This window comes from Pseudomonas sp. FBCC-B545 (assembly GCF_059134095.1).
In genome coordinates this window covers 3,417,036-3,429,310 of sequence record NZ_CP101441.1, presented here as the reverse complement: position 1 = coordinate 3,429,310, position 12,275 = coordinate 3,417,036, and the positions used below count along the sequence as shown (strand labels likewise).

Sequence of the window (12,275 nt, the reverse complement as noted above, 5' to 3'; positions counted from 1 at the left end):
AGTTTTAATCCGGTTTGTTCAGGAGTTGTTGCAGGGTTTCGGTGACGCCTTTGTCGCGCAGGCTTGCATAGCACCACTCAAACGCTGCCACAAACGCCGCCGACTTGGGAATAGCCGTACCAAAAATCTCCTCCACGCCCAACAAACGCTGACTGATCAGTGCGTCATCCGTCACCAGCCCCTGGCAGAATTCGGTCCGTGGGTCGGGGATCTTGTAGCTCACGCCATTCTCATCCACGCCCTTCAAATACAAGGCCCAGGCCGCGACCACCAGTGCGGCGCGTTCGGTCTCGCGGCCACCGGCAATCAAACGGTTGATGGTCGGCACGGTGAACTTGGGAAACTTCGACGAGCCATCGGAACACACGCGCTCCAGCTGGTCGGCAATCGCCTGGTTGGAAAAGCGCTCCACCAATGTCTGCTTGTAGGCGGTCAGGTCGATGCCTGGCACCGGCGCCAGGTTTGGGGTGACGTCCAGGTCCATGTACGCACGCATATACGCCACGAACAGCGGGTCGTTCATGGTCTCGTGGACAAACCGATAACCCTTGAGAAACCCCAGGTAGGTGAGCGCCAGGTGGCTGCCGTTGAGCAAGCCGATCTTCATCTCTTCGTAAGGCGTGACGTCATCGGTGAATTGCACGCCGACCTTTTCCCAGGCCGGGCGCCCGCTGACAAACTTGTCTTCCAGCACCCACTGCACAAACGGCTCGCACACCACCGGCCAGGCATCGTCGATGCCGTGTTCGTCATGCAATTGCAGGCGGTGAGCGGTGCTGGTCATGGGTGTGATGCGGTCGACCATGGCATTCGGGAAGCTGACGTTGGCCTTGATCCAGTCATGCAGCTCGGCATTATGCAGGGCGGCGAAGGCCAGCAGTGCCTTGCGGGTGACGGCGCCGTTGTGGGGCAGGTTATCGCAGGACATCACTGTGAACGCCGGAGTGCCGGCGGCGCGGCGCTGGGTCAGGGCGGCGCAGATGAAACCGAACACGGTTTTCGGCGCCGTGGGGTGCGCCAGGTCATGCTGGATCTGTGGCAGGTGGGCCATGAACTCGCCGTTGCTGTCGTCGATGCAGTAGCCGCCCTCGGTGATGGTCAGCGAGACGATGCGGATAGCCGGGTCGGCCAGTTTATCGATCAGCGCCTGGGCACCGTCTTCGGCGAGCAGCATGTCGCTGATGGCGCCGATCACACGTACTTCGGTGTCGTCGGTATCGCCCAGTTCGTACAGGGTGAACAGGTAGTCCTGGCCGGCCAGATCGTCGCGGGCCCTGCGGTCTTCGGCACGCAGGCCGACGCCGCAAATGCTCCAGTCCAGGCCCTCTCCGGTATTCATCAGGGCATCGGTGTAATACGCCTGGTGCGCACGGTGGAAGCCGCCGACGCCGATGTGGGCAATACCCTGGCGGGTGTCGGCAATCGCGTAGGCCGGGGTTTTCACTTCCGGCGCCAGCTGCGTGAGGTTGGCTTTATTCAGTTTCATCGGGAAATACTCGGGATCAGGCGGCAGCGCGCAGTGGGCGGGCCACGGCTACACCGTTTGTGTCGAACAGATGGCAGTGCGCCGGGTCCAGGTGCAGCTGCAGCGTCTCACCGTACTGGCTGGCCATGTCGCCGCGGATGCGCATGGTCAGCGGCTCGCCATTGGCAGTGATGACGTGGCAGAAGGTGTCGCTGCCCAGGCGCTCGCCGACGTCGGCGGTGACGGTCAGGGTGGTTTGCCCCGGCGCAGCGATTTCCAGGTGCTCCGGACGGATCCCCAGGGTCACCTCACTGCCCACGCTCAAGGTGGCGCCGCTCAACGGCAGGCTGATCAGGGTGCCGGCGTCCAGTTGAACCTCGCAGCCCTGGCTCTCGATGCGGGTGACCTTGCCCTTGAGGAAACCCATCTTCGGCGTGCCGAGAAACCCGGCCACAAACAGGTTGGCCGGCTGGTGATACAGCTCCAGCGGCGAGCCGACCTGTTCGATACGGCCACTGTTGAGCACCACCACCTTGTCGGCCAGGGTCATGGCTTCAACCTGGTCGTGGGTCACGTAGATCATGGTGGCTTGCAGTTCTTTATGCAGACGCGCCAGTTCCAGGCGCATCTGCACACGCAGCGCGGCGTCGAGGTTGGACAGCGGCTCGTCGAACAGGAAGATCTTCGGGTTGCGCACAATCGCCCGGCCGATCGCCACGCGCTGGCGCTGGCCGCCGGACAGTTGCTTGGGCTTACGCTCCAGCAGCGGGCCCAGCTCGAGGATGCGCGCCGCTTCGCTGACTTTGCTGTCCACCAGCTTCTTGTCGACGCCGGCCAGGTCAAGGGCAAACGACATGTTCTTGCGCACGCTCATGTGCGGGTACAGGGCGTAGGTTTGGAACACCATCGCCAGGTCGCGCTTGGCCGGGGTCACTTCGGTGATGTCGCGGCCATCGAGTTCGATGGTGCCGTCGCTGACTTCCTCAAGGCCTGCGATCAGCCGCAGCAGGGTGGATTTACCGCAGCCCGATGGCCCGACGAACACCACGAATTCCTTGTCGTTCACTTCCAGGTCAATGCCCTTGATGATGGAAAATCCTTCGAAGCCTTTTTGCAGATTCTTGATTTTGAGGTTGGCCATGATGGGCCTCCTTTTCGAATTATTATTTGACGGCGCCAAAGGACAAGCCGCGCACCAGCTGTTTCTGGCTGATCCAGCCAAAGATCAGGATCGGCGCGCAGGCCAGGGTCGAGACGGCGGACAACTTGGCCCAGAACAAACCTTCGGGGCTTGAGTAGGAGGCGATCAGTGCGGTCAGCGGCGCGGCGCTCGACGAGGTCAGGTTCAGCGACCAGAACGCCTCGTTCCAGCACAGGATCAACGACAGCAACACCGTGGAGGCCAGGCCACCCTTGGCAATCGGCAGCAGCACGCGGACCATTTCCTGCCACAGGGTGGCGCCGTCCAGGCGTGCGGCTTCGAGGATGTCCTTGGGGATGTCCTTGAAGTAGGTGTACACCATCCACACCACAATCGGCAGGTTGATCAGGGTGTAGATGATGATCAGCGCGATGCGCGTATCCAGCAGGCCAAAGCTCTTGGCCAGCAGGTAGATCGGCATCAGCACGCCCACCGGTGGCAGCATCTTGGTCGACAGCATCCACAACAGCGTGCCCTTGGTGCGCTGGGTTTCGTAGAACGCCATGGAGTAGGCGGCCGGCACCGAGATCAGCAGGCACAGGGCAGTGGCGCTGAAGGAAATCACCACCGAGTTCCAGGCGTAGGCGAAGTAGTTGCTGCGTTCGTTGATGTGCAGGTAGTTCTCCAGCGTCGGCGTGAAGATGAACTGCGGCGGGGTGGCGAACGCGTCGATTTCAGTCTTGAAGCTGGTCAGCACCATCCAGAAGATCGGGAAGAAAATCAGGATCGCGATGGCCCAGGCCAACGTACCGAGCAGCAGGCTTTGCAGGCGGCGGGATTGTTGAAGTGTCATGGCGCGGCCCTCAAGGCTTGTCAGTCAGGTTTTTGCCGATCATCCGCACCAGGATGATCGCCGCGATATTGGCGATGACCACGGCAATCAAGCCGCCGGCCGAGGCCATGCCCACGTCGAACTGCACCAGCGCCTGGTTGTAGATCAGGTAGGCGAGGTTGGTCGAGGCGTAGCCCGGGCCACCGTTGGTGGTGGTGAAGATTTCGGCAAACACCGAGAGCAGGAAGATGGTTTCGATCATCACCACCACGGCAATCGGGCGGGCCAGGTGGGGCAGGGTCAGGTGCCAGAAGATCGCGATGGCGCCGGCACCGTCCAGGCGTGCGGCTTCCTTCTGTTCCTGGTCCAGGGACTGCATGGCGGTCATCAGCAGCAGGATCGCGAAGGGCAGCCATTGCCACGAGACAATGATGATGATCGACAGCAGCGGGTAATGCGCCAGCCAGTCCACCGGCTCGGCACCGAAGAACTTCCACACCGCGGCGAGAATCCCCGACACCGGGTGGAAAATCAGGTTCTTCCAGATCAGCGCCCCGACGGTGGGCATGATGAAGAACGGCGAAATCAACAGCACCCGCACTATGCCGCGCCCGAGGAATTCACTGGCCTCCAGCAGGGCACTGATCAGCACACCAAAGACCACGCTGATCAGCAATACGCTGCCCACCAGCAACAGCGTATTGGTGGCGCCGGGCAGGAAGCCCGAATCGGTGATGAAGTAGGTGAAGTTCTCCAGCCCCACGAATTGGTTTTCACCGGGGTAGAGCAGGTTGTAGCGGATCAGCGAAAAGTACAGGGTCATGCCCAGGGGCACGATCATCCACAGCAGCAACAAGGCCACCGAGGGGCTGACAAGGAACCAGCCGGGGTTGGCCAGGCGGTTTTTGGCGGGTGTATTCATGGTAATCAAGGCCAGTGCTGAGCAAGGTTCGAAGTGCGGTCAATGTGGGAGGGGCGGTGCGACGATTCGACTTGCCCCCGATAGCGGTGTATCAGTCACAGATGCATCAACTGGTAGATTGCTATCGGGAGCAAGCCCCCTCCCACATTTGACTGTGGTGAAGGCCGGAATTACTTGGGGTAACCAGCCCGCTTCATTTCACGCTCGGTGGTGGTCTGCGCAGCGGTCAGTGCAGCATCCACCGTTTGCTGACCGGTCAACGCACCCGAGAAGAACTTGCCCACCTGAGTACCAATCGCCTGGAACTCCGGAATGGTCACCAGTTGGATACCGATGTACGGCACGGGCTTCTCGGTCGGCTTGGTCGGGTCGGCCACTTTCAGCGATTCCAGGGTCACCTTGGCAAACGGCGCGGCCTGCATGTACTCGTCGCTGTAGGTGGATTTGCGCGTACCTGGCGGCACATTGGCAATGCCGTCGGTCTTGGCCACAAGCTGGCCGTATTCCTTGGACGTGGCCCAGGTGGTGAACACCTTGGCGGCATCCTTGGCCTTGGAGCTGGTCGGGATCGCCAGGGACCAGGAGTACAGCCACGACGTGCCCTTGTCGGTCTTCTCGTGGGGCGCGAAGGTGAAACCGACATGCTCAGAGACCTTGCTCTGGCTCTTGTCGGTAACAAACGAGCCCGCCACGCTGGCATCCACCCAGATCGCACACTTGCCGCTGTTGAACAGCGCCAGGTTCTCGTTGAAGCCGTTGCTGGAAGCACCCGGTGGGCCGGATTTCTTCATGTTGTCGACGTAGAAGTTCAGCGCATCCTTCCACTCCGGGCCGTTGAATTGCGGCTGCCATTTCTCATCGAACCAGCGCGCACCGTAGCCGTTGGCCAGGGTGGTGATCAGCGCCATATTCTCACCCCAACCGGCTTTGCCGCGCAGGCACAGGCCGTATTGCTCTTTGGATTTGTCGGTGAGTTTGGCCGCGTATTCGCCGATCTGGGTCCAGGTCGGGTGCTCAGGCATGCTCAGCCCGGCGTCCTTGAACAGGTCGGTGCGGTAATAGGTGATCGAGCTTTCAGCGTAGAACGGCAGGGCGTATAGCGAGCCCTTGACCGACAAACCGTCACGCACCGAAGGGAACACATCGTCGAGGTCGTAGGAGGCCGGCAGGTCCTTCATCGGCTCCAGCCAACCCTTGGCGCCCCACAGTGCGGCTTCGTACATGCCGATGGTCAGCACGTCGAACTGCCCGCCCTGGGTGGCGATGTCGGTGGTGAGGCGTTGGCGCAGCACGTTTTCTTCAAGCACCACCCAGTTCAACTTGATCTCCGGGTGCTCGGCCTCGAAGGTTTTCGAGAGCTTTTGCATACGGATCATGTCGCTGTTGTTGACGGTGGCAATGGTCAGGGTTTGCGCGCCAAGGCTGACGGCGCTGAGGGTCATGCATGCAGTCATGCAGGAACAGGCAAGCAGAGCTTTTGCTGTGAACTTCATCGCGCACTCCATTTCCGCGCCCAGGGGGCTACAGAAGGACGGTTATTGTTGTTGTGTCTTCCTGCAACGAGTCAGGAAGAGTGTGCATTGATTACAGCCTTGAATCGGGGGTTGTGACAAATCCTTGGGCGCACGCTCACTGATACTTTTTTGCACTCGATGATCGTCCCCGTGACGCGTGGGGACGATCAATGCCGTATTTAACGCTCGATATCAGCCAGTACCCGCTCAGCCAACAACCGAGACACCTCGATCAACTGGGCAATACCCAGCGCGCCTTCGCGCCGCGAGCCGTCGAGATCAAAGGCGAAATCGCAGGTGAGGGCGTGGGCAGAGGCGAGGGATTCGCTCAGGTTGACCAGTAGGTCATGCATGGAGATGCCGTCTTTTACGGTGAACAGCACACTGGGTGCTGGATCGATTGGGGGATTTGAGGTGGGTTTGATCATGGTCAAGCTCCGCAGATGTATTAAAGGAGCCGGAGAAATACGGGCCGCGACGCCCGACCGCTGATTGTGCAGCGGTGTACGGAGACTAGAGATCGAGTGTCCTAGGGGCAACCTCAAAGCCTTGTAAGACGTTTCTGTTTTTCCCAATACCTAGCCGAACGGACAGTTGTTTGGTTGTGTATTCGTCAGCAATATCTTTTGGGCGTCATTGCGGCGCGACATCGCGTGCCCGTTGCACTTAAAAAGGAGCAAGCATGAAAGACACTAATAGTCAAAGCGAGCAATCAGCTGCAATACGTCAGGTAACCGACCTCTCATTCAATTCCGACCAGGCAGCTGATAATGGTTTTTGACGCATTCATGCATTTAGACGGTGTAGAAGGTGAGTCATTGGACGCTGAGCATAAAGGCTGGGTCGAATTACTGTCTTACCATTACGACGCAATTCAGTCGATCAGCCAATCGACTCACTCCAGTGGTGGTGCATCTGCTGGACGGGTGATGTTGGGTGATTTTCAAATAAGCAAGTACGTGGATAGAGCTACGCCAAAGCTATTCGAGTTGTGTTGCCGAGGCTCACAAATCAAGACAGTGACCATTCGCATACATCGCGCTGGAGGTGAAAAGTTTAAATATATGGATATCGTTCTTGAGGATGTTTTGGTGTCCACTGTAAGTGGGCAAGGTGCTGATCAAGGCGGCCTTCCTATGGAGGTCATCAATCTGAATTATCGTCGTATCAAATTCGAGTACACCCAGCAACGCCGATCTGACGGCGCCAGTGCGGGAAAAGTCTCCGGCGGTTGGGACAGGGCCACCGATAAGCCATTCGCATAAGGCCGCGCCACATGGCTGACGATGGAGAGTTTCGTATAGCACTAAGCTTCGCGCAGATGGCCGCAATATTGACTCAAGAGTCGCTTTCGCCTGCGGAGATAATGTCGAATCGTATAGTGGGTAGCTTGCGTCTTGTCGGCGGTGTTGTGGAGCTTGCCGGGGCTGGCGTACTGTGCGCAGTGCCTGAACCGACGCTGCTTAGCAAGGCGGGATGTATCGCAATGGGCATACATGCCTCCGATCAGCTTTCAGCCGGCGCGACACAGCTTCTGACAGGTAAAGAAACGGATTCGTTTGCCTTTAAGGCAGGTTCATCTGCAACTCAAGCGCTTGGTGCATCGAGGGCCACAGGCCAGGTTATTGGTTTGGCGACGGAATTTGCAGTTCCCCTGTCGACTGCCTCTTTATACAACGCCTTCAGAGTTTCGTCTGTGCGGGCAGGTCGGATAACCGTTATTACCAGCGAAAAACCGCTGCAAGCTCCTAAAAAATTTGGTGGTGGGCATACCATATCCAAGCATGTTGATAAAGATATGGAGTATCTGAAATCACGATTTGCTTCAAGAAAAGTCCACGTCTCGTCGACTTTTTATAATCTTGATGTGGCGGAATGGGCTGTGAGTCAAGCGCTCCAAAGGAATAAACTTAAAATACTCATGTATTCGAAAGCGAGATTCGTATTGAAGCACGGACAATACAGTTTCGTCACGCAGTTAGAAAGTGCCGTTGGTTGGGGTGTCACTAGGCAAGATCAATCCAAGATTGTCGCGATGTCAAAGCTCAAGGTGACAATTAAATATGCTGAATACAATCGTATGCCATATTATATAATTACTGCATTTCCAGCTTTGTAAGGTAAGGTTATGAGCAAGTATATGCATTTGCACAGTTTTATGTATGAGGTTGGTGAAGGGGTTGGCGAGTTTTTATCAGATGATGAAAAAAAGCATTTTCAACCTTTGACCTTGCCTGAAATAGTCAAGGATTCTTTCGGTGAGGGGGGCGTGCTCAGTTTAGTGCATGCAATTATTCTTAAAAAACAAATAGCACATTACATAAAAAATCACATGGGGGCTGAAGGTTTGGAGTATGTAGATCCCCCATTTGATCAAGAAACATCTTTCGCTGAAGATTATTTTGAAGGGGATCTATACACGTTTCTAACTAGCGTAATGGAGCTGCTCGATAGTGAAATGAAAGCCCGGCGACGGAAATTTTTTCTGGGTTAATAGGGGCGCGTTAGCGATGCATCTACCGAAAAATGATGTGGCGTGACGTTATGTAATAATATGCGTGCCTGTCAAGGGTGATTTGTATGACGGTTTAAACAATATTCTAAGTTTGCTCGATTTCGAGATCTAAACCGGATGATGAAAAATGTTCAGCGGGCTTATTGGAAAACGTTAATTTTTACACTCAACCAATCTGACGATTGGATGACTATAAGCGCGGAGGATGGGAGCAATAAGTTCAAGCCGAATTCCGCCAGGTCAGCCGCTGCGCCGCCAGTCGTCGATAATGCGAGTGCGTCATGCCTCTAAGTATACTCATCCTTTTTTTACCCGACTTTTTCTTTCAACCAGTCAATCAGGCGAAAAACACGCCTAAGCCTACGGCGCCACGGTCTGACCGGTCCTATCACAGTGATCGTATCGATCACCATGATCTGGTTGGATTTGAAATTAAGCCGCACTGAAACCTCGCCGGTGACTGTGGACCTGAGGTAGAACCTGTACAGGCTGGGCTTCCAAGGTGCGATGTTATGCAGTTCGTCCGAGCCTCCCGGATGGGTGGCAACGAGTGTTTCGCCGGTTCGGTCGCCCCGTAGCCGAATGGTCAGTTCAACATCTTCAAGCCCGGTCAATGGCCTGCCCCAGTCTCTGGCTACGCCTCTGGAAAACCAGCGATGTTGACCATCGTATTCGTCCGCGTATATCTCGCCTTCACCGGTCCAGTTCCACGTGTCGCCGGGTTTATCGAAACGCACGGATTCGTTGATAGCAAAAGGAGCCGTCGACTTTTTCATGGGAGGTGAAATCCGCTTAGGTGCCTGAGCCCCATCATGATTAACCTCGAGGCTGCGTGACACTGTCAGACTTGACAGTCCTGATCAACGGAAAGTCGTGCTTAAGCCAGGTTTTGCTCAGTCAACCGCTGCACCGCCAACCGTCGATAGTGAGACGGCGTCATCCCCTTAAGCTGCTGAAAGCGCCGATTGAAGTTGGAAATATTGTTGAACCCCGACTCAAAGCACACATCCGTCACGGCCTTGTCGCCATCGGCCAGCAACTCGCAGGATTTGCTGATGCGCAGCCGATTGACGAATTCAATAAAAGTCCGCCCGGTGGCCTGCTTGAATACACGGGAAAAATACGTCGGTTTCATCCCCAGGTACTCCGCGACTTCTTCCAGCGGCAACTCGCGGGCGTAGTGGGCAAAGATGTAGTCCACCGCGCGGTTGGTGCGGTCGATGCTGTGTTCATCGGCTTGCTGCGGGGTGGTCACGCCGGACAGCAGCTGGTAGTCCTCACAGGCGCTCAACACCTCCAGCAGGATAAAGAAGTGCCCCAGTCGCGCCATGCCGTGGGCGTCTTCGATGTGCTGCATGAGGGTCATGGCGTGGGCGATGGTCTTTTTGCAGCGGAATTCGATGCCGTACTGGGCGCGTTCGAGCAGCGGCGCCAGGCGTTTGAGTTCGGTGAAGATATGGCTGCCGTGTTCGAACAACTCGTCAGTGAAGTTCACCAGCATGTCGCGCTTGGGGACCACTTCGCCGTCTTCCACCTGGCTGATCCAGTTGTGGGGCAGGTTGGGGCCGGTGAGGAACAGGCTTTGCGGGTAGAAGTTGCCGATGTAGTCACCGATAAACACCTTGCCGGAGCTGGCGACGATCAGGTGCAGCTCGTATTCCTTGTGAAAGTGCCAGCGCACCAGCGGGCAGGGGAAGCCGTGTTGGCGATAGATGATGGACAGACCATTGTGATCGTCCATCAACTCGTAGGAAGGGTCGGTGATGCGCGTTGCTCGGGTCATGCTGCCGTCGCTTTATTGTGGTCGCTGCGTAGGATAATGCCCCGTCGCGCACGACCTCGCCAGCAGCAGTGTTTACAGGTTGCGGTTTTTCGCCTCGATCCACTGGGACATGTACTGGGTACTCTTGTGCGCGTGATGGCGCAGCATGCTGCCGGTGAAGTTGTCCCGGCGATGGGCGGCAAGGTTGCGGCGGCATTGCTCCAGGCACGCCACCAGGGCCGGCCCATGCAGAGCCTGGTCATAGCGCCGGGCCAGCAGTTGGCGCCCGTGTTCCTGGGCCTGGGTCCAGCGCTCGTGGTCCTGGTAGAGGGCCACGGCAGCGGCGGCCAGGGCCGGGGCGTCGTGTTCGATCACGCCGGGCCAGGGTTGATCATCGCCCATGGCCTCGGCGCCGATCGGGGTGGTGACATTGGGGGTGCCGCAGAGCATGGCGTCGATCAACTTGCCCTTGATGCCCGCACCAAAGCGCAACGGTGCCAGGCAGATGCGTGCGGCGGTCATGACTTGCAGCGCGTCTTCGGCCCAGTTCATCACATGAAAACCCTGTGCCGGGTTGTGCAGGGCGGTGGCCTTGGGTGGGGTGTAGGCGCCATAGATATGCAGCTGCGCGCCCGGCAACTGTTGGCGAATCAGCGGCCACAGGCTTTGCTTCATCCACAGCACCGCATCCCAGTTGGGCGCGTGGCGGAAGTTGCCGATGCTGAGAAAGTGCGCCCGGTCTTCAAACGGCGCAAACGCGGCGGTGGGCGGTTGCAACATCAGCGGGCACCAGTGGAGCAGGGCGGCGGGCACCTTGAACTGCTCGGTGAGCAGGCGAATTTCCACGTCGGAGATCATCAAGCTGATGTCACAGCGGTAAATCGCGGCGAGTTCGCGTTTGGCCAGGTCGGTATCGGCCATGCGCTGGAACTCGTCCTCCAGCGCCGGCGCGAACAGGGCGCTGAAGTCGTCGCTGTCGGGGTTGGCTTTCACCTGCTCCTTGAAACGCTGGTGGCGGGCGTCGCGCAGGCTTTGCAGGTCGGAGGTTTCCAGCACGCGCAGGACGTTGGGGCAGCATTGCTCCACGCGCCAGCCGAATTGCTCCTCCATCATGAAACGGTCGAACAGTACGATATCCGGGGCCAGTTCGCGGATAAAGTCATCGAAACTGCTGTTATTCAGTTCGATGGCGCATTCGGCGATGCCAAGTGCCGGCAAGTCGGCCTTGTGTTCGCCGATGGTCGCTGGGCTGCTGAAGGTAATGTCCCAACCTTGCGTAAGAAAACTCTCAAGGATCTGCATCATATGCCCGCCCGCAGCCGAGGAGCGCGGCTCTGGCCAGACATAACCAATGACCAGGACTTTGGTGGCGGGCTGATTCATCGACAACGGTTTCCTTGAAGGGGCAGGTGAAAAGCGCGCAATTAAACCACAACCGGTGGCATGACAATTTGTGTCTGGCGGTAGGTCGCCATCGTAGTTTGTGGTTAACTTCGGCCTCTCGAATTCGTTTAACCAAAACCCAGCATAAGGATTCCGTTCATGGCTCAAGTCACCCTTAAAGGCAACCCGGTCCAGGTTGAAGGCGAACTGCCGAAAGTCGGCGCCAAAGCCGCAGACTTCACCCTGACCGCCGGCGACCTGTCCAACGCCACCCTGGCTACCTTTGCCGGCAAGCGCAAAGTGCTGAACATCTTCCCAAGCGTTGACACCCCAACCTGCGCCACTTCCGTGCGCAAGTTCAACGCCCAGGCCAACGATGTGGCCAACACCGTGGTGCTGTGCATCTCCTCCGACCTGCCATTCGCCCAGGCACGCTTCTGTGGTTCCGAAGGCCTGGAAAACGTGAAGAACCTGTCGGACTTCCGCAACGCCGACTTCGCCGTTGACTATGGTGTTTCCATCGCCGACGGCCCACTGCAGGGCCTGACCGCTCGTGCTGTCGTGGTGCTGGACGAAAACGACAACGTGCTGCACAGCGAGTTGGTCAAGGAAATCGCTGAAGAACCGAACTACGATGCAGCCCTGGCTGTGTTGAAGTAACTGTTTCTGCGCGTAACTGTCGTTTGGCAGTAACACGTATGATGCATGATTGCGGCCTGGCCTAGTCCAGGCCGTTTTTAT

The 12,275-nt window shown here is 57.6% G+C and carries 13 protein-coding genes; 4 read left to right on the top strand and 9 right to left on the bottom strand.

The window, feature by feature from the left end:
- Nucleotides 1-4: 4 nt before the first annotated feature.
- From NMB39_RS15965 to NMB39_RS15940, 6 genes are all read right to left on the bottom strand, one after another.
- Nucleotides 5-1,486 carry a mannitol dehydrogenase family protein gene (locus NMB39_RS15965; protein ID WP_494340449.1) on the bottom strand — a complete coding sequence of 494 codons (1,482 nt, stop codon included), beginning with the start codon at nucleotides 1,484-1,486 and terminating at the stop codon, nucleotides 5-7.
- A gap of 16 nt (nucleotides 1,487-1,502) precedes the next feature.
- Nucleotides 1,503-2,606 (bottom strand): ABC transporter ATP-binding protein, encoded by a 1,104-nt coding sequence (locus NMB39_RS15960; RefSeq protein ID WP_043051066.1) that lies wholly within the window; start codon nucleotides 2,604-2,606, stop codon nucleotides 1,503-1,505.
- Between the two features lie 22 nt (nucleotides 2,607-2,628).
- Nucleotides 2,629-3,459 carry a carbohydrate ABC transporter permease gene (locus tag NMB39_RS15955; RefSeq protein WP_005788583.1) on the bottom strand — a complete coding sequence of 277 codons (831 nt, stop codon included), beginning with the start codon at nucleotides 3,457-3,459 and terminating at the stop codon, nucleotides 2,629-2,631.
- Nucleotides 3,460-3,469: 10 nt separating this feature from the next.
- Nucleotides 3,470-4,360, bottom strand: a complete 891-nt coding sequence (locus NMB39_RS15950) for a carbohydrate ABC transporter permease (protein WP_043051067.1) — start codon at nucleotides 4,358-4,360, stop codon at nucleotides 3,470-3,472.
- Nucleotides 4,361-4,530: 170 nt separating this feature from the next.
- The gene (locus NMB39_RS15945; RefSeq protein ID WP_494340450.1) at nucleotides 4,531-5,853 is read right to left on the bottom strand and encodes an ABC transporter substrate-binding protein; all 1,323 of its coding nucleotides are present in this window, start codon (nucleotides 5,851-5,853) and stop codon (nucleotides 4,531-4,533) included.
- Between the two features lie 200 nt (nucleotides 5,854-6,053).
- A complete protein-coding gene (locus NMB39_RS15940) occupies nucleotides 6,054-6,302 on the bottom strand; it encodes a DUF6124 family protein (RefSeq protein ID WP_494340451.1) in 249 nt (82 codons plus the stop codon).
- A gap of 342 nt (nucleotides 6,303-6,644) precedes the next feature.
- Between NMB39_RS15940 and NMB39_RS15935 the strand changes: the two genes are divergently transcribed.
- Genes NMB39_RS15935 through NMB39_RS15925 form a run of 3 tightly spaced genes read left to right on the top strand, consistent with a single transcriptional unit; the run spans nucleotide 6,645 to nucleotide 8,368 of the window.
- Nucleotides 6,645-7,139 carry an Hcp family type VI secretion system effector gene (locus NMB39_RS15935; protein WP_494340452.1) on the top strand — a complete coding sequence of 165 codons (495 nt, stop codon included), beginning with the start codon at nucleotides 6,645-6,647 and terminating at the stop codon, nucleotides 7,137-7,139.
- Nucleotides 7,140-7,150: 11 nt separating this feature from the next.
- Nucleotides 7,151-7,993 (top strand): RNase A-like domain-containing protein, encoded by an 843-nt coding sequence (locus tag NMB39_RS15930; RefSeq protein ID WP_494340453.1) that lies wholly within the window; start codon nucleotides 7,151-7,153, stop codon nucleotides 7,991-7,993.
- Nucleotides 7,994-8,002: 9 nt separating this feature from the next.
- Nucleotides 8,003-8,368: a hypothetical protein gene (locus NMB39_RS15925; RefSeq protein WP_494340454.1), complete on the top strand. Its 366-nt coding sequence runs from the start codon at nucleotides 8,003-8,005 to the stop codon at nucleotides 8,366-8,368.
- Between the two features lie 329 nt (nucleotides 8,369-8,697).
- Here NMB39_RS15925 and NMB39_RS15920 read toward each other — a convergent pair whose 3' ends face one another.
- From NMB39_RS15920 to NMB39_RS15910, 3 genes are all read right to left on the bottom strand, one after another.
- Nucleotides 8,698-9,165, bottom strand: coding sequence for a hypothetical protein (locus tag NMB39_RS15920; RefSeq protein WP_494340455.1), 468 nt, complete (start codon nucleotides 9,163-9,165; stop codon nucleotides 8,698-8,700).
- A gap of 101 nt (nucleotides 9,166-9,266) precedes the next feature.
- Nucleotides 9,267-10,172, bottom strand: coding sequence for an AraC family transcriptional regulator (locus NMB39_RS15915; protein WP_122734530.1), 906 nt, complete (start codon nucleotides 10,170-10,172; stop codon nucleotides 9,267-9,269).
- A 72-nt stretch (nucleotides 10,173-10,244) separates the two neighbouring features.
- Nucleotides 10,245-11,534, bottom strand: coding sequence for a glycosyltransferase (locus tag NMB39_RS15910; protein WP_494340456.1), 1,290 nt, complete (start codon nucleotides 11,532-11,534; stop codon nucleotides 10,245-10,247).
- 159 nt (nucleotides 11,535-11,693) lie between these two features.
- Between NMB39_RS15910 and tpx the strand changes: the two genes are divergently transcribed.
- Entirely contained in the window at nucleotides 11,694-12,194 is a 501-nt protein-coding gene (gene tpx, locus NMB39_RS15905) for a thiol peroxidase (protein ID WP_003190967.1), read from the top strand.
- Nucleotides 12,195-12,275: the final 81 nt, after the last annotated feature.